The following is a 19,379-nucleotide window of genomic DNA, read 5'->3' as shown; positions in this document are numbered from 1 at the left end:
TGATGTCAGCTATGTTGATGTAAAAGGGCAGGTTGGACGAGTAATGCATTCTGGAGTAAAGTATATTGACAGAAATTCTTCTCAGCCTTCCACTACAATACCTAAAGGAGCAAGTATAAGTGATATTCTATTACCTACAGATAATGTATATTATATCTCGGGTCAATATGGAGGATGGAGAGAAAGTTATCTGGTTCCTTGTGTCTATAAAACGCCTGAAGCATTTAATTCTGAGGCGCCTGCATTAGTTGGCAAGAAACTGACAATCATGATGCCGATTATGATTGAGAATGTACAGAATGATTATACATTTACATTCAATATTGATGAACTAACAAATGAAGCAAAATGATAAAATGGCTGCCGCAGGGATAGTTCTCCCGCCCGGTAGCCATTACCATATAATTTTGTTACTTCATAGGAGTAGAATCAGGGGTTGAAGATATTCCATGTTATGCAATGTAATGCTCCTCCATCTTTCGCAATTGCATTACAGTCTATTTGTCGTACTCGACAATAGGGAAACGCTGTTTGTATAAAACGTTTTGCCTGTTCATCTTCATTGATGCCAAACTTCGGTAATATAATGTTGTTACCGACTTGAAGGAAATTGATATATGCCCAATTTAAGTCGTATCTGGGCTCTTGTACTGTAAATAACATCTCAGTTACTACATAACCGTTTTCTTCAAGTACTTGGCGAATCATAATAGCTTCTTCTTCATCAGAATCACGATGATTGCCCATGAGAATACGATTCCCTCCACAGTATTTTATAAAACCATCTGCATGTCCATAAACATCAGCTTTTTCATCATCTAATGCTCCAGTAGCGTGCCATGGTATAATAATTACCTTATGCCCGAAAGTGTTTTCTAATTGTTTGAGAAAGTCTACATCATTTTTATCCCTGTTGTTTTCTGCAAAAACTTTATCGGTCATAATAACATTATCACCACATAGTACAACATTACCTCCATCAATTACTATGTCAGTCTCTCGATATTGTATGCCTAATTTTCGACACGCTTCCGTACAATCTGTTATGTATGACTTTCTCTTTTCAATTTTGACTAGGTAATCCGGTGCATATTGGTATTTTAAGAAAACATTTTCTTCTATCTGAATAGGCATGAAATCTCTTGCCCAAATATCTTTTGCATCATAGATTTTTCCATAAGGAATTTTCAATTCATCCATGACTGACATCAATTCATTGCAAAACGTACTATAGTTTTTCCAAAGACTCAACTTGTTCGATATGTAAACGAAATTAGTATCTTTATCTTGTATCATATTATACATGTAATTGGTTTACAATATATTAATGCTATTTTTGAAGCATATATCATTGTAATGCGCTTCTAATGATTCTTGGAGCATGGCAGCTAATTGGGTTTCTGAAAATTCGTCTAATCCATGGAATCCAGTAGAATATGGATCTTCACCTCTAAGGTACAAGAAATAGTATGCTAATGTATCCTTTAAGGATGTTATGGTGACAGGTGAACGATTTTCTATATATTTTTCAATTTCAGAAACAAGATCCAGACCATTAATAACTAATTCTGATAGAATTTCTAATTTCTCATCTACAGTCTTTTCGGTATATTCAAAACACAAATTGTCAAAGAACACTTTAGGCCGATAAACGAATACACTTCCGTCAGAGTTTTTAAAATTATCTAAATTGATTTTAACCATAATTTTAAGTGTGAAAGATGAAACATTTTATAAGTCTTTCATAATTTTTGCATCTTCCTTTAAGAAACAGCAAAAGATGATGCTTCCTTTATATTTGTCCACTACTTGTTTTTTTCAACGCATCTGTCATAACTCGTTATTTTTTTCTTTTCCTCACTTGACAAGAAATAATACCTACTCATTAATAACTTCCATCTCCAAAATTTCACCATTAGTACGATAGTTACCTATTTTGTCTCCTCTGTAGACAACTTTTGATTCGAGAATTTCTCCTCTTCTTAAATGTTCTACAAATAGAATGTCATCTGCTTTCAAACTACTGTTGGTTGCTTCTATTACTTTAAGAGCCTGAATCCCTTTAAATGTGATAACTTGAAATATAATCGTGCGATTCAAGTACTTAATCTTAATAGTAGAGCCTAAATGTAAATCTTGAACATATACTGTATCATCAGAATAATTCCACTCACTATCTAAACGAAAGGCTCCATACATGTCATTCCAACACTGAAACCCCATATACATTGCTACAGTATTCAATGTATATTCATTCGTTTTTCGGTCATCTACTATATATCCCATTAGCCGCTTAATAGTATTAACGCCTATTGTTCTATTTGTTGATGAAAATATTTTATCACATAAGATATCATAGTCCTTTGCCTTGTCAAAACATAGTCCTGACTTTTTCTTTATTGCATCAATTATCAGACTGTTTAGAATCATAATATCTACTTGATTTTAACTAATTTCTTTGTAAAATCTATCCGTTTCATATCTACTTCCATACTTGAACCGTAAACAAGATAAACGTTTTCTTCATCGATATCTTGTTTGATTAAATAGGCGTTTCTTACAAGATTACATGCAGGGAATTTATCAATGCTTGATAGTCCATATGAGCAGTCACCTTTTTTTATAAGCACTGCACCATTATGTATAGATTCTATACTTTCCCACATTGGCCATGTGTATCGTTCATCAATAGGCATCAAATTGCTTGTGTCGATTATTGTCAATCCAATAACTTGTTTGTGAAGATCGACATTCCTATAGCTGCGTTTTACGACTGCGAAAATCCTATCTTTGTCTTGAAATAAGTATGGTGCTGCATCGACATAACAATCTGACTCAAAACCGTCTTGGGTTGAGATATAACATTCTGGTAAGACTCCATCATACTTAAAACCAATCATAATTCCAGTGCTTTCGAACAAATATATTGTGTCAAAATAGCGAGAATGTATACCTGGCTGACTAACTTTTATGTATTCTCCCATGACGGTCAATGTTCGGCCCTGCCACATAGAATATTTCTCATCAAAATCATCTGTGGTTATGACTTTGTCACATTCAATTCTCATAACAATATGTATATAAATGAGTGATTATCCGTAAAACTATCATTTTTTTTCTCTATGTCAAGTTTATCCATGCGGATTGATTCTATTAAATAATCAATAGGATATTCATTATACATACCATCCGTACATATTAGAATTTCGTCCCCAAAGCATAATTCGAAGTTATCATGATCAACCTTGTCGTCAGCATTGCCCATGATAGAGCGTGTTATTATATGCTTGTACCGTTTTTTTTCGTCAAAAGTGAGTTCTCTTACACGGCTTAATTCATTCAATAATGAGTGATCTTCTGTTTGATATAAAAGATGTTTATCCCTAAAGACATATACTCTTGAATCTCCAGCCCAAAAAATTGAAGCTTGTAAACCATTCAGGAATACAGCAGCAACAGTGCTCCCCATCTTGGAGACGCCTAAGTTCCTGCATTCTGTTTGAATATTTCTTGAAACCTCCTTAGTCACTTCATCTATAGACAGATTATTGACTAATCCATGAATATAACTTTCACATACTATCTTTGAGGCTATCTCTCCACAGTCATATCCACCTATACCATCTGCTACAATATGAATACTTTTATCATGATCGAACGACAGTGATGCGAGACAGTCTTGATTTATTTCACGACATCCTATATTACTATATTTAATTATTTCCATTATACAGCTTTAATTGTATCACCTCCATGTTTGGTCACTCTTGGTCTTGTACTTATTTTCATAGGACGGCTCGTTACTCCTTTGTCGGTAGATTTAGTTGCCCATAAATAAGCTTCTCCAGGCATTAATGTAGCCATATCTGAAGATGATAATGTTTGTAGTTGGGTTATAGATTTTTGTACATGTTTAACCCATTGAGGGCTATTGAACTTGTGCATCAGCATTATCGACGAAAGTTCAATTATCTCTGTTGGTAGGCTCATTGGATCCTGACTTGCTATCATCATTGACACTCCTTTATGTCTCATTTCTCGTATAGCAGTGACAATAGTACTTGTCAACTCCTTGTTGTCCATGTATTTATGAGCTTCATCAAAAACAATGAATTTATTGAATCTTATTCCTTGATATTCCTTAACACCAGCGAATATATTCAACATTATTACGAAAAGGCCAAGGGCATCATCTTTGTCAATAAACTCATCTCTCAAATCCACAATAATCAAGCGACCTGGACGGAGTAAAGAACCCAGTTTTCGACTATCATCAATATATTCTTCAGCAAAAGATAAACGTTGTTGTGCTAATGCTTTTTGTGAAGCAGAAAGTAATGGAGACGCATCAACACTCTGCTTTAAGCTATTAAGGTTGAGATTTTTTCGGTTCGCTCTCATTATAGCACGAAGCTGATTTATATAAGTGGACTCATTTCCAACAGCTTTCAGTAGGAACATCCAATCTTGAACATTTAAGTCTGTAGAGTGGAATGCAATAGGATGAATTTCTATTGAAGGATACTCTTCCTGCCTTTCCTCCAATTTGTCAATAGGACAAAGCATAATGACATCATTAATATTATCAGGCTCTGCTCCATAAATATCCTTAAGCTTCTTCAACTGACCAGCTTCGTCATTCGGATAAATCATCGAGGTAAATTCAGGTGCATAATCCATGCTTTCGCTGTAGTGGAAGATGACACTGGCCATAGGTGCCGGCAAGAGGTTTATATTGGGGAACTGCTTTAGGGTCATCTCCGTGATAGTTCCGATTGTATAGCTTTTACCTCCACCTTGAACACCAAAAAGACTTATCGTATTCGTCTCACTCAGATCAATAGCAATTTTCTTGTGACCATTAATACTTTCACCAAGAATACCATATTGTTCACTTCCGCTAGTCTTACCGATGAGAATATCGTAGACTGGTGCCTTATAATCAGCTATCTCTTCTTGTTTTGAAGTTGTTTTTGCATTATTGCATTGTTCTTTTTCGTTACTATCAGAATCTATTTTTTCTGAGTCTGAAGTATTTACATTAACTATATTTTCTCCGAAGTTAGACTCATCCTTTACTTCCTCATGTTCTGAAGAATCAATAATATCTCCTTGTGATTTTTCAGAAGGCCCTACATTATCTGTCTCTTCAGATGGTAATTCTTCTTCGTGATGGCTCAATTTAAAGGATTCTTCGCGTATCAATCGATCAGATGTCTCAAAAGCTGTGCGGAAATCCTCATCAGCATTCATCATTTCCAAATCAATTGTCTTGACGGACATGTCTTTGTCGAGAATACGCTCAATCATAGGCTTTCCCATGATATAGTATAATATCTCGTTCATGTCATCTTTCCGTTGATATTCAGTACTGCCAAATTGATATATTAATCCGAGCCTCTTGAATCTGATTGTGTAATTACCTTGAATCAAAGAAAGGATAAACTTCTCATATTCATCTGCTGTTTCTTCATTGAGATATTGATACCTTGCTGCACGTTTTGAATAAAATATGAGCAGAGACTGCAATTCAAGTGTCATCAGCTCCCGGTCCAGTCGATCTGGAGCTTGAAAATCAATGTCAAAACGTTTTCTTAGAGCTAAAATAGTGTTATCTATTTGGTGACGCATTTTTTCCTGTAATGCTGAAAGTTCATCATCAGATAAGTTTTGACGACATTTGATTTCAATTACAGTGAAAACAATCTCTCTTTTATTTGTATGAAAATCAACCAACAGGTTATCTGCACGCTCGTGTGATTCTGCATCCATATCTCGGAATAACTCCTGGTGAAGATCTATAGGAATTATGAATGAATCAGAAAGAAGGTCTTTTTTCCGTAACATTCGTTTCATCAAGGTTGTACCCAAGACTTCAAAAGCCTTGTTTCTGGTGCTTCCTAGTTGCATTATCATACTACTTGAAACAGAACGAATATCAGCTAAAAGTTCAAAAAAAGACTCTTTATCACTCAGGTTTATACCAAAGTTCTTAAAATAAGGCACTAATAATCCTTCTATTTCTGATGTCGGTCTGCAAGTCAGGAATGATGATATACCATTTAACTCCACACTCGGAAGATAATCTAAAAGATACGGAGTTTCACCTTCTTTGCATGGAATATCATAGAATTCCGGTCCCATGTTTTTATCAAAAGTTATTACCCAGTCACTAATATCATGCACATATGACAGTAGGATGGAGTTTTTATCTTTGATGCTTAGCGTAAGCGATGGTACAGATACTTCATGATCTGTAGTCATAGAGTTTGCAACTATCCACTGAAGAGTTGAAAAAAGTTCCTGAGTTTCATTAGAAAAATTTGATACAGGATTTGCTAATGGTGCTTCAGAGATATATCTATGCCACATGTAACCCTTTTCCGCTTTTTCTACTTGAATTATCGGACGGGTGATAACGCCATTTAAGAAAAATGACTGTTGCCGTGTGTTTGAGCGTTTAAGCGATGCTTTTGTTGGAAATGGATTTACCAAGAAAGACAGATGAGCCGGATATTTATTAGGGTCATTGGTAAATTCATCCACGCTATTGACCGAAAAACGCAATTTTGGGAATAGCCTGTTATCATCTGGCTGAGAAAAATTCTCTGCTTCTTCTGATACTTGGGTATCCGGATTTAATAAGTCTCTTAATGCTTCTCCTTGCGGAAAGCGCTTATCATCGCAAAACATCCTGATTTCGTAATGAATATCAAAAGGTGTATTTGCGGTATCACGTTCAAGCATAACAAGGTTGTCAGCGAAAACAGCTGCATCTCCGGCATTGAATATATTGATAATAAGCTTGTTTGTATAAGGATGCTGTGTTATATACTTCCAAATCAGACGGTAAACCATCTGCTTGTTCACATCAGAATCTATACGATACTGAACACCAATATTAAGTAATTGGGACACATATGCTTTTAGCTGGCGAAATCCTGTCGAGAAGGTGTCATCACCAGACTGCTGAGGATTAACGTAGAATCCCCAACCAAAACATAGTTCACCAACATATTGGAGATAGTCCTCATTATGAATGTCGCGCATAACTAATGGAGCAACATCCTGAAGTAAATCTCCATAGAACAAGTTGTCCAGCTTCTTATACCAAACATCAGGCTTTCTGTAGCGAGGATCTTCTGCAGTTTTGGCTTCCCATTCTTCATATTGCTCATATATATTGACTAACCATCCCAGTCTTATAGGATGTAGAGGTGTCAGCAGTTTTGTATGAGCAATTCTGCCATCTGGCATCTCTATTTGAAGAGAAACAGTATCAATACTTTGTATGAGAACGGCTAATGACTGACTTATATTCTTTTCATCAAGAGATTTTAGCCATGCATGATATTCATGAATATACTCCTTTATGTCGCTGATGTGGTTGAATACTTCGTAAGTCTCAATTACTCCAGTTCTGTCTGGTGCTGAATTAAGAATGCTTTCAAATAAAGACACTCTTTTCTCAATAAGAGATTCAGGTATTTGTAAATCATCTATTTCTCTCAGAATTATTGATTTGAGGGTCTCATCTGTATAGTTATCTGATATTATAGCATCAATATAACCCAGCTTTTTGCTGTTTTTTAGAATCGTCTCTTCCAATTCAAGAAGCTTGATTGAGAGTGGAATCTGATAGTTGTTGTTTGTATCATATCGTAATTGAAATGTTTTTATATGCGTTGCAAACTGCCAACTCTTATATTCATCGTCAGATGTTTTCCCTGATTTGTCATTTATTGCTTGTCTTTGAGGGGTTGTGAGTTCCTGGCCTTTTCGATTGAGTTCGATACGATAGCGGAAATAAGCTTGAAGTACATTATTTATTTTCATACGAGTACCTGTTTCTTCAGGCTCATCCGTAACGTTTACGACTTGCAAGAAGAACGTATCACTGTCAGAGGTCAGCAGTCGTCTGGTCTGCTGTTGAAACTCTTCCTTACTTATATTACCGCTTGTTTTAACCTTTTCCCATTCATGTTGAATAGCTTCATCCCTAAACGCGTCTGATACATTCAGCTCAGTACCGTCATTGTTTTCTGCATATACATGGAAAAAATATGTTCCGTTCTCAAAGGCGTTATTCAGTGAAAATGTTATGTCACGATAATCCTTGTTGTTTTCTGATATTTTTTTAGTTACAACATCAGTCTCTTTATAGAAGCCATCGCCATTCATGATGGCAATCTTTACTTTCTTTAATTCGGTATAAGCACTGGGTTTGGGGGAGAAGTAGATTCGTAGTTTGACTTTGGCTCCTTTACTTGGTTCCATTTTAAGTTTTATGTCTTCACCGTCAAGATGAAAGACTTTACCACCTAATTCTACTTTTGTTACATGTAGTACACCTAATTCTGTAATGTTCTTTAGATAGCTATACCAATTAGAAAAATTCAACTGAGGATAGTTCTCCAAAACTTGTGCGCATAAGTCCTTTCTGTTAATTAGTGAGTTGTTCTCACGCAAAAATTTTGCTACATCTTGTTGAATTGTTCCTGGTTTTACAGGAATTGAACTAATCCTATCTGCAATAGCCATTGAATAATCAGCCATTACAGATATACATTCATCGTTTTTGACAAGAAACTGAGGAATATACTCTTTTTTTGAAACTAAAGAGGAGTCAGGAAGCAAGTTTAGCAAATATAACCCGTTTCCAATTGCTTCGTCTGTTTCCCCATTTAAGATAACATACAGTAGGTATTTGATCTTATCCTGGAGTGTACAGTCAAGATCTTTTCCTGCATAATTTAATGCCTCTTTTATGGCTTGTTTGCCAGATAATTGTGTTTGAAGTTTCTTATATAGTATTTCATCAAAGTCTGAAATGCTTAACTCCCTAAAAGTAGCATTACCATAAGAGTCCTCAGCCGATGTTGAGCTATTAACAGGTATGAGCACTAAAATGGATTTTGTTAAATCATTCCGGAGTTCAATCAACTTTGTAGGTGTTATATACTCTGCTCCCGTCATATCGGGATCTTCTGTTAGTATATAGAATAGAGTTTCGGTGTTAAGCAGAGACAAACGAGCATACAAGTCACGTAATATGTCTAAAGACAGACTTGTGACTTTCATGCAATTACCTGGTTGTGCAGACTCTATGCTTTTGCCATATACCTCCATGAATATGTCAAGGATATGGTCGTAGTATGCTTTTATTATATTCATTGTTTCTTTTATTAATGGTTGAACTTATACCTCGGACGAATCTTCTGTAAAGAAGAAGCATCACTTAAATCCGTGTAGAAACCAATTTGTCGCAATTTGTTTTTGAGTGCGTTCATGTTTTCTTTAAATGCCAGATGTGTCTTAATGTCGGCGTCCTTAAATCGAGGTTCATCTGTGCCATCAATTATTAAACCATATCTGTCCCGTATTTCTTTTGCAAGTTGGCGAATACTGAGAGGTTTTGACCCTATTTCTCCAGAAGGTGTTTGTTCGAGAACCAATAGTTGCACTAGTACTTCTAATAATTTTGATCCAATTGCTCCACGTCTTGGATGCTTGCGGCTTCTTCCATCAATAATCAAAGCAGATGCTTCATTCTTCATTGAAGCTTTATCAATAAAGTCACGAGAGAATTTTAATTGGTATGCGGCACCTACTTTCATTAAACACTGTACATATTGATCAAGAGGGGTTACCTCATATCTAAGATAATCTTGTAAATCCTTAACATTTTGTTCAGCATCCTGTTGTTCCTCATTCGTTTTTGCATTTTCGCCATACCTATTGAAAATACTAAGCAACTTCACCTTTATTACAGCATTAATTTCAACAGTTGGGTTCTTTATCATTGAAAGAGCTTTTGCAACAGTTGCATTTGGAGTCTCAAGTCGGCGCATTACTCTTATAGAGTAGGATGCACGGATATAATCAATCAATCCATTTAAAGTCTTATTCATATCCGCACAAGCAATAGGGGCTACGCTACTTTCAAGTTTATCCGTCAAATCTACTACTTGATTCCAATCGTCCACTACTTCAACCGTACCTTCTTCAACCATTTTGGGCAAAAGATATATGAGTTTCTGAAAATATAGAGACAGGTGGAATCCAACTAATATGCGCAAATATTCAATAAATACAGAGCGTGGAATACTATTCTGATATGCTAAGAGACGCATTATATCATCACAGAAAAGATTTGCCTGCTTTTCCAACAATGGTTTAATAACTATTTGCGATGATGACGCTTTAGTGTCTATTTCAACCAGTTTAATCAAATGAAGAATACCAGCGGTATCCACATCCAACGTTGAGCTATCAACTAATTTCCGGCTTACATTGTCCCAGCCGATTGAAAGATAATCTTTGAGAGCCTTCATTACTTCTGGACGCAGACTTAGCATGATGAATAACTGGTCTGCAGAGTTATAGTCACGAGTATGCCGTTGATTGCGTATTCTATAGCTTTCCAAATGAAGAGGACGCATAGAAGCGACATTCTCTTTTGCCTTGCCTCGAAATACCATATTTACAAGGCTACTTCTTAGCCAGCTTTCTATTGCTTCAGGATTTTCTGAATAACCGGAAACATCATGTTTCTCCTCTAAAATCTGGAAATACTTCTTTAGAGATTTAATATCATGAAATATTCCTGACTTTAACATGAGCTTGATACGTGCTCCATTATTACGCATGAGCATAAATAGATTCACTAAAACATTGTCGAGCGTAATAGCTTTTACATCTGATGCAAAGATATATGGGTCGCGGAAAGCTTTTTCTTCTTTGTCTATTATAGGCATCTGCATGGTTTATTCCTCCTCAGTATTCAATGGTTCAACTATCAGTTGCATATTTTTTCTTTCAAGAGAAATCTTATAATAAGACTTCTCATTATTGGTCACGATGACCTCTGTATAGGTTTCGCTTGCAAGTAAGTTCTTAAATACCTGCAACTCGATAAAACGACCTCTAAGATCGCTTATTGAAGGGCTAAATCCGTTCTTGATGTAGTATAACATTTCATACAAATCTAGCGATACAGTAAGTTGAACAGAATGGTTCTTTTTGTATCTGAAAACAAAATTGTCATGTTCATGTTCAAGGAACTCTGTAAGACGCTCATTTGTATCTACCATCAAGTCAAAGTCTTCTAGTGGAAATCTTCGATAGCTCTTTCCACTCGGGTCATTCACTCTTGATGAAGAAAGAAGCAGATGTCGAGATGAAATTCTTGGATTCCAGCAACCTTCACTACATGAGATGGCATAAGCCAAACGTTTTTTTTCAGCTAACCAGTTTGTATCATTACTGTTAAGAATCCCATAGAAATCTTTGATAGATTGATATGGCATTCGTTGCATGAAATCGACTTTTCCCTCAAAGTACTGATGTCTGATAAAGGTTTGATGACGTATCTTTAAGAACTCTATCTCCTTAGGTGACATATCATAACTTGGCTTAATTGTTAGCAATGAATTGAATTCATCTAACAATGATGTCGTAGAACGAGAGGCAAAAGCCAAATAATCAAGTTCGTTTTTGTCACGATAATACAAATCTCTATCCTTATCTGGAATTGCAACATTTGCAATATCTGTTTCTCGCAACAATTTAATGATTCTATCCTCTGATCGTAAATGAGGGAAATAAGCACTTTCTGGTGCTGTTACATTAAAATATAACCTAAGCCACTCTTCAAGGCGTATCTGTTCGTATTCTTGCTGTAATACAGCCTTTGTATAAGTATCTGAAGCTTCTTCAAGTTTAGATTTTATGTCTTCTTCTCTTTGAATGAGGGCTGGTATTTGGTCACAAGTATAATCGCGAGTCAGCATCCACGCTATCATGGAGCGCAAGTCTCGCATAGTAATGTGAACTTCTCGTTTATAAACTATGGTTCTTACAATCCATTCGAGACGAGTGATAATTTCGTTTCCTACGGCAGAATCATTAAAAGAGCTAACGTTAAAGTTAATAAAACATTTGCTCGCTAATGGGCAAGCTCTACATTTGCTCCACAGATGAGGAGACGTCAAAGCCTTGATTTGTTTACGTAGTAATGAGTTGCCATTATCGTCCTTTGCTGTTACTGAACGTAGATTCAAATTGATAATCATTACGCCATCAGGAAGTTTGGCGATTCCACCTTTATAAAAGTATTCATCAATAGCATCATAGAGGAATTTATGTTCAGGAGATCCTTCAAGAAAGTCCATTAATCTACCTTCATTGATGGCAATAATACGGCCTTCTGGTGCTTGACTGAAATCGGCATTTAATCCTTCAAATGGTTTGAAAAAATCGGTTAGAACATCACCGTTCTTCATATTTTTTTCATCCTGAGAACCATCATAATTAGTCTGATATACAATCCCATTCAAGAGAATACGGGCTCCATTATGAGTGTCGTCAAAATACTTAATTTCATCGCTACATTGTTCTACCTGACGTATAAATGCCGTTTTACCATCACCGGCATTTCCTGTAATGATCAGAAGACGATATTTTCCTTCCTTAATTGCAGAAAGCAGGTCGGTATCTAACTTTGTCTTTGTATATGTCTCTTTATCCAATATGTTATTGCCTTTCCATCCTGCACGTGTTCCAGCATTTCCTCCTTGGCTTTGGCTATAAAGGCTATTGATATAATCGACTATTTGCAGCTCTTGTCCGTTATAGTCAAGGACAGCGACTTCTGTTTTCTTAGCTATTCCAGATTCTCCAATAGCCTCTAGAGACTCCAACATCTCTTTTGCTGTCTTGAATCGATTCTCATGTCGTGTATTGATTGCCTTCATGACGAATGTTCCAAAGTCTGGGCTTATTAAAGAATTTAACGACATAATATCTGTTGGCACCTTATCTAAAATAGGTATTCTTTTGCCGGGCCAAGGATAGCTGTGTGTCAATAACTCATATAATGTTATGCCCAACGCAAATGTGTCTGCACTATCTTCCCATTGCATGGTCTGCCCATTCATTAAATCAGGTGCTAAATACGGCCATGTTCCAACTTTGTCAAGATCATGAACATTACTTGTAGCGATATTGAAGTCTATCAGAACAAACTTTCCACTTTTCTCAAAGATAATGTTCTCAGGCTTGATGTCACGATGCCTGAGTTTCCTGGCATGAAGATACACGAGAGCTGAAGCCATCTCATGAATGAACTTATATATTATAGGAAGAGTAAAATACTTATCTCCAAGGCAGTATTCTCTTATATCCTTACCGTTGATGAACTCCATTAAGGTATAGAATAATCCACCGTAGGTTGTACCATTGAATTTAAAACGGACAATATTCGGATGATTAACATCCTTTAGTGCGTTAAATTCATCTATTGTAGATTGTGGACTAACTCCTTCCTTGAATATTTTGACAGCAAACATTGCTCCGGGCTGAAGAGTATGGATAGCTTGAAAGACTTTTGAGAATCCACCTTCACCCAACTCCTTGTATAGTGATATTTCAGGAGTTATCATATCCCCATTTTTCAATTCACTCCAGTCTTTGGCTTCAGGATGTTTTTCCTGTTGACCGTATTTCTTCTCAATAGCCTCTTCAAAAATATAGTCACAGATTTCCTCAATATTAGACCATCGATGGCTAGCATCTTCTACTATAATTCTACTACATACAATGTCAACCCAAGGATCTACATTAGGGTTTCGTTTGCTCGGCATCATGTCTTCAGTTAATGAGCCTCCCTTTGCTTTAAGTTGCAAGTAATTTGAGAACGGTAATTCGCCAACCATAAGCTCATAGACAATAACTCCAAAAGAGTAAACATCTGAAGATGGCGAATAATCTCCAATGAGTACATCCTCTGATGTATATGGATCACGATCGAACGCATCCATACTTAAAGATATATTTTGTTTGTCAGGCTCATGCAGCACATTATATGATAGGCCAAAATTGGCTAAAGCAGCATGTCTATCAACTTGAATATAAATATTCTCAGGACACACATTACGATGAATGATACCATTTTCATGAGCCAAAACAAGAGCTTTACCCAAGTCGAGGATAATCATAACTTTATCTTTATCTGTAAAAGTATTCCTTTGCATGGCACTGCGCAATGAATGTTCTTCCAAATAATCGGTAATAACATAGTAATGATTCCCGTCTTCACTAGTTTGGCAACGGCTTTTGATGATAAGAGGAGAGGCCGGTAATAACTCTTCACTCATCTCAGCGTTATGCACCAACTTATTGTGCCTATCGAGTTGCATCGGTGACAAGCCCTCTTTATCAAGAGCATAATCACGAACTTTATGCTTTTTATCCTGTAAAAACTTGCTATGACACAAATACTCTACATAGTCATCATTTGCTTCTAATATTTCATCAATAATATAATTGCAGACCTCTGTCTTTTTCTTCTTTTTGGACTCGCTGCTACCGACAAGATATTCCATAATTGACAATTGAAGATGGCTGATAGCATTTGCAGACTTATGAAGGCGGTCATAATCCATAAGATAATCAACAAGTTCTTCATTCAAGAGGAATGTTTTGTTATCGCAATACGAACCGCTTTCAAAACCAGATTTGTTTTGTCCAAAAGAACTAAGAGTTACAATAGCATCAACCCAGGCCAAACCAAAGCGATGATCTTTCTTTTTTAGATAGCTGGCTAATAATTTGCTTTTGAATGTAGCTGATTTTATCGGATTTGGCTTCTCTGTATCATTTATAAACCACGAGGTATCATTTGCTTCTATTCGTCCTTTATAATCTTTATTCTCTATGGCGTAGATAGCATGAGGAGCTATGACTATACAGTCATATTCCCAATATTGAACTGCACCCTGTGCATTCATACTCGGATATTCTCCATTTGGAACCAGATAGTAATTATCAGGTAGCTTTAGCTCCAAGAACTTAAGGAGTCTTTCTTCTCCTGCATTAACAGGGCCTCCGGAAAATTTGGGTACATATATTTTTGCCATATTTATCTATACTTTAAGTTCTTCTTTTATTTTTTATTCCAGCTTTCTATTTCTTGTTCAATAAGGGCTATTGCTTGCGATTCTTTCTTGATGGCTTCACCCATATTTTTACTATATGTTATCACATTGTCATGAGCACGTGAAATAATTTTATCATCTAAAACAGGTATTGGTATTAAGCTTAGATGAGGTGCTTCAATATGCTGAATAACCGATCCGAAAATATACTTTTGAATCAAAGAACGTCCTATTGATGTCGATAAAAAAGCGAAGAGGTACCCACCTCTGAGGATGTCATTCGGTTTTAACCGAATGACATCCTCAGAAGCCAGCTTCTGAGCATGTCCGGCGTGTACCCATGCCACATTGCCTATAGTGCCGGACCGAGGAAGTAAAATTGTCCCCTCTTCGATTAACAAATCATTTATATTCTCAGTTTTCTTTTTTGATAACTGCTTATCGCTATTGGGTGTAGCCAAAAATATGTCCGCTCCACCTAAAAAGGTAATACCATGATTTACATAATATCTTTTGAAAATGTTTGGTCTTGATATGCTTGTGCACAGATTTCCCAAAGGCTTACATTTATAATGTGACCATAGGTATCTTTCTATATCTGCACCTTCAGATATATGGAAATTAGCATCAAATCGACTATTATGAGACTGTATTATGCTAGAAATAGAGACTTTTCCAAAATTTCGTTTTGATATATTAACACATAGTTCATGTAGGATTAGATTCTGGGCCTCTTTTAATTTATCTGAAGCTTCTTCTCTTAACTTTGATGATTCTTGAATTAAATCGTTGATTTTTATTTGTAGATCTTTAGGAAATAATGGAATTGTAATGTCATATACATGTTCGGCGTTTATATGCTTCACAACACCGCCAAATCTTGATTGTGTCAATTGGCAGTATCCAAATTTTGAAGCTAAGTAAGCATAAAGAACCCCTTTTAACATTTTACTATCATCTGGAATGACCCGAATTAGGTCATGAGTTGCTATTCTATCTTCAAATTCCGAATTTGTGAATATTACATTCCCTATTGTCCCAGAACAAGTAATAAGTATCCAACCTTTATGCAGTTTCAAGTAACTTAATTCCTGGGATTGTTTTTTAGATAAGTATCTATTTGTATCTAAATTTGCAAGAACTGTATCAGAAGCTGCAAGATAAGGTACTCCATACTCTTTGTCTTTAACAAAGATTCTCGAAAATATGTTTCCTAAAAATACTCTTTCTACAACATTTCTGATAGGTACCTTTTCATAAGGTAATTTTTGCTGTAAATACCTAAAACTTATAGCATCACTTAAATGATATGACGGATCAAATCTATAGGATGCTGATAATGCGTTATGGATATTTATATTATTACATTTCATAATTCCCCCTCCAAAAACTTTTTATAAGCTGCACTTATCTTGGGTAGATCGTCATCAACATGTTTTATGCGTTCTATGCGCTGGCGTTTGATAAGATCTCCATTACGATTGTAGCTGGCCCATTCTTTCTTTTCAACAAAAAGAATTTCTGCGCCATCATCGTCTTTTTCGTAAATTACATTGCCTCTACGATCCTTCCCAACCTTTTCTGCAATAGCCATAAATACATCATACATTTCACTGTTAGTGTCAATTAAGCGTTCCAAAGCAGTCTTTTTCTGAAGGAACAACAATGACGCTTGAACTCCTACTTGTGGAAGGAATGTCTCTACCGGCAAGTCAATGCTTGCTAATAGTTTGAAGTGCTCCAATATCCACTTACGGACAGGCTCAGTATTCGGATTGCCAAGTATTCCGTCCGGCAATACTATTCCCATTTTTCCTCCTGGTTTCAAGAAATTGTGGCACTGTTCAATGAATAGAACTTCAGGTGCAGTAAAAGCTTTCAGTTCATAATTCTCTGATATAGTAGAAGCAACCTCGACTTTAGAGCCAAATGGAGGATTTGTGAAAATACAATCAAATTTGCCCATTGCATTTTCTAATGAGTAAGCGCTATCACAATCTTTTATATCGCCTTTGTGTTTTACACTATTAGCGACAGATACGCTGACTCTATCTACATCAGGAAGAGTGCCATTAGGATATTCAAGTGAATTAATATTATATATATTTGAATGACCGTCACCAGCCATTACCATATTCATTTTAGCTGCTTTCTTTAAGTCTGGGTCAAAATCAAATCCAAAAATCATATTCTCAGCATACTCCTTGACTTTTTCATTAACTGTATCAGAATTAGCCTTTGCTTCAAGTAATGGACCATCTAATTCTGGAAACATATTCTTGGTTATCTGTTTGCGGACATGATCAAGTACCATAACAATGAAACCTCCAGACCCACATGCTGGATCAAGTACACGAGAATTAATTGTAGGATTAATAATCTCCACCATACATTTTATTACGTTTCGAGGAGTAAAAAACTGACCAGCCTCTTGTTTTAACGTGTTGCTAACAATAGTCTCATATGCAGTACCCTTGACATCAACTGTAGCATCCAAAAAGGAGTATTTTGCGATTTCAGACGCAACATAAGCTACTCCATAATCAGATAATGAAATCTGTTCATTTCCAGCAAATACCTCCTTAAATATTGCATCGGTTTTCAACTGTTCAAAGATAGATTTTATACGCTTTGCCACAGCCTTTTGACCTTCAATGGTATTCCTTTCCTTTACACCGACCCAAAATTGACGATGATACGATTCATTGCGTTCTGCACAGAGGTATCTGCGCTTCTCATCATAAATCTTACAGAAGATGAGATTTAGAAGCTCCCAAAAGGCATCTTTCTTTCTTCCTTCATTTCCGTAGATATAATCATGACAACGCTTGAATGTTCTGATTAACGAATCGTTTGCAGGTTTACGAGGCTGAGAACGGTCTCCTCTACGTTCCATATCTTCAATGGATTCATCGACTCCTGGAAAATCTGCAATATCGACAATCTTCTCATTGCCGACAGCATCTTCTATTCTTTGACTGAAATGAAGTTCATCACCATTAGTCCATAATCCGAAATCACAGGAAGATGCACGTAGGGCATAATTCAATGTACTTTCAACACCTTTCTTGGAATCGGCAGCTTTCACTTTAGTGTCGCAAACAATACAAATGCGTTCAAGATTTTCAGGTTCTTTGGTAGCACCTGCACGGAATATAGCAAGATCGACTGTGACACGTTTACGTTTATCTTCATCGTCTTGGAAAGAAAACGTAAAATCTCGTTTCATGTCAGACATTTCAAATCCATATTCTTCATTCATTTGAAGGATTACTGATTGAAGCATCAGTTCCTTAGCATTTGCCTTTTTCTTGTTCCCAGTTAGGACGCAGATCAGTTCATCATCGTTCAGAACTATCTCATCTTTTATCTCTTCAGCCATATTGGTTATTTCTTTTCAAATTAGTAAAAGTACTATGTTCTTTTAAATTCGGATGAATTATTGATCATCCATGTTGGTCCATTCTTAGAAGTTCATTAACATCTACTTCTAAACATTTTGCAATCTCCATGAGATTCTCCAAGTTGGGCTGTGCTGAGTTTGTACACCATTTTGAAACAGTAGCTGGGTCTTTCCCGAGTTGTTCTGCAAGCCACTTATTCGTTCGTTTCTTCTCCGCAAGCACCACTTTTAAACGATTCAGATCTTTATTCTCCATAATGCTATGATTATAATATACAAAACTAATGTTTTTCTCGCAAATACATTTCTGATTTAGAAAAAATATCGCTTTTGAGACAAGAAAATGGCTTTTTTATCAATTTAGAGCATAACTAAGGTTTGAAAATACTTGAATTATTGTGACTGATATAATTCATTTAAGCTAATTCTTTGTTAATTTGTAGATTAAATTAAGGAATTTATATGAGTAGGTATTTAATCATATCAGTATTGGCAATGTTTGTGGCCATCCCTCGAATTTGTGCTCAGTCACAAGTTCGAATGGCTTTACCTAAAACACAGACGATGGTTCACAATTCTCTATCCAAAAGCAGGGCAAACAAAAGCAAAAAGGCAAATGTTCAATTTACTATCCCCAAAGACTTGCTTGCTAAGATGTTTGGATTTTGTGGAGTGTCAGTATCAAATGACACTACCGGTTTGGCTTTATCCGTTGATACCTGTGCGACGAAAAGAGAGGTGAAGAAGTCGTTGTCAGAAGCAACTGATAATGAACTTACAGCTTTGGATGTTTTGAATATGTTAGTGCCAGGAGCATTCTCTGATAAGGAAAAAGAACAATGGAAGTCTTTGCCGAAAGAAACCAGAAAGGCAATAATAGGAATGGTATTAACTCCTGGGGGAACACAATGGGATGCCTTGAATGAGGCTCAGAAAGCTGTTATACATGAATATAGTAATGGGAAATAAACCTAACTGTCATGTGTACTAAATATAAATTCCACTGGAAAGATACTGAGGCATTTTCCAGTGGTATTATA

13 protein-coding genes are annotated in these 19,379 nt (G+C 36.1%); 2 read left to right on the top strand and 11 right to left on the bottom strand.

Going from position 1 to position 19,379, the window contains the following annotated elements:
- A partial coding sequence (locus M3089_RS04165) for a hypothetical protein (RefSeq protein WP_249081885.1) occupies positions 1-352 on the top strand: 352 nt, incomplete at its 5' end.
- 77 nt (positions 353-429) lie between these two features.
- On the opposite strand, the gene M3089_RS04160 is transcribed toward M3089_RS04165, so the two are convergent.
- From M3089_RS04160 to M3089_RS04110, 11 genes are all read right to left on the bottom strand, one after another.
- Positions 430-1,200, bottom strand: a complete 771-nt coding sequence (locus tag M3089_RS04160; RefSeq protein WP_249081884.1) for an agmatine deiminase family protein — start codon at positions 1,198-1,200, stop codon at positions 430-432.
- 114 nt (positions 1,201-1,314) lie between these two features.
- The gene (locus M3089_RS04155) at positions 1,315-1,704 is read right to left on the bottom strand and encodes a hypothetical protein (RefSeq protein WP_249081882.1); all 390 of its coding nucleotides are present in this window, start codon (positions 1,702-1,704) and stop codon (positions 1,315-1,317) included.
- A 174-nt stretch (positions 1,705-1,878) separates the two neighbouring features.
- Positions 1,879-2,430: a hypothetical protein gene (locus M3089_RS04150; protein WP_249081880.1), complete on the bottom strand. Its 552-nt coding sequence runs from the start codon at positions 2,428-2,430 to the stop codon at positions 1,879-1,881.
- 5 nt (positions 2,431-2,435) lie between these two features.
- Positions 2,436-3,068, bottom strand: a complete 633-nt coding sequence (locus M3089_RS04145) for a hypothetical protein (protein ID WP_122103760.1) — start codon at positions 3,066-3,068, stop codon at positions 2,436-2,438.
- Complete coding sequence (locus M3089_RS04140; RefSeq protein ID WP_249081878.1) at positions 3,065-3,727, bottom strand: PP2C family protein-serine/threonine phosphatase; 663 nt, start codon at positions 3,725-3,727, stop codon at positions 3,065-3,067. Before M3089_RS04140 ends, M3089_RS04145 begins: the two co-directional genes overlap by 4 nt.
- A complete protein-coding gene (gene mads8, locus M3089_RS04135; RefSeq protein ID WP_249081877.1) occupies positions 3,727-9,174 on the bottom strand; it encodes a methylation-associated defense system ATP-binding protein MAD8 in 5,448 nt (1,815 codons plus the stop codon). Before mads8 ends, M3089_RS04140 begins: the two co-directional genes overlap by 1 nt.
- An 11-nt stretch (positions 9,175-9,185) precedes the next feature.
- On the bottom strand, positions 9,186-10,757 hold the full coding sequence (gene mads7, locus M3089_RS04130; protein ID WP_244055635.1) for a methylation-associated defense system protein MAD7: 1,572 nt from the start codon (positions 10,755-10,757) through the stop codon (positions 9,186-9,188).
- 9 nt (positions 10,758-10,766) lie between these two features.
- Positions 10,767-14,918 carry a methylation-associated defense system protein kinase MAD6 gene (mads6, locus tag M3089_RS04125; RefSeq protein ID WP_249081875.1) on the bottom strand — a complete coding sequence of 1,384 codons (4,152 nt, stop codon included), beginning with the start codon at positions 14,916-14,918 and terminating at the stop codon, positions 10,767-10,769.
- A gap of 26 nt (positions 14,919-14,944) precedes the next feature.
- Positions 14,945-16,309 (bottom strand): methylation-associated defense system restriction endonuclease subunit S MAD5, encoded by a 1,365-nt coding sequence (gene mads5, locus M3089_RS04120; RefSeq protein WP_249081874.1) that lies wholly within the window; start codon positions 16,307-16,309, stop codon positions 14,945-14,947.
- Entirely contained in the window at positions 16,306-18,318 is a 2,013-nt protein-coding gene (mads2, locus tag M3089_RS04115; protein WP_249081873.1) for a methylation-associated defense system DNA methyltransferase MAD2, read from the bottom strand. Before mads2 ends, mads5 begins: the two co-directional genes overlap by 4 nt.
- A gap of 64 nt (positions 18,319-18,382) precedes the next feature.
- Positions 18,383-18,595, bottom strand: coding sequence for a helix-turn-helix transcriptional regulator (locus M3089_RS04110; RefSeq protein ID WP_249081872.1), 213 nt, complete (start codon positions 18,593-18,595; stop codon positions 18,383-18,385).
- Positions 18,596-18,801: 206 nt separating this feature from the next.
- On the opposite strand from M3089_RS04110, the gene M3089_RS04105 reads away from it, so the two are divergent.
- On the top strand, positions 18,802-19,308 hold the full coding sequence (locus M3089_RS04105; protein ID WP_249081871.1) for a hypothetical protein: 507 nt from the start codon (positions 18,802-18,804) through the stop codon (positions 19,306-19,308).
- Positions 19,309-19,379: the final 71 nt, after the last annotated feature.

This window comes from Marseilla massiliensis (assembly GCF_023336985.1).
In the GTDB taxonomy this organism is placed as follows: domain Bacteria; phylum Bacteroidota; class Bacteroidia; order Bacteroidales; family Bacteroidaceae; genus Prevotella; species Prevotella intestinigallinarum.
Note: the sequence above shows the minus strand (reverse complement) of the source record. Positions and strands in the feature narration are given on the sequence as shown.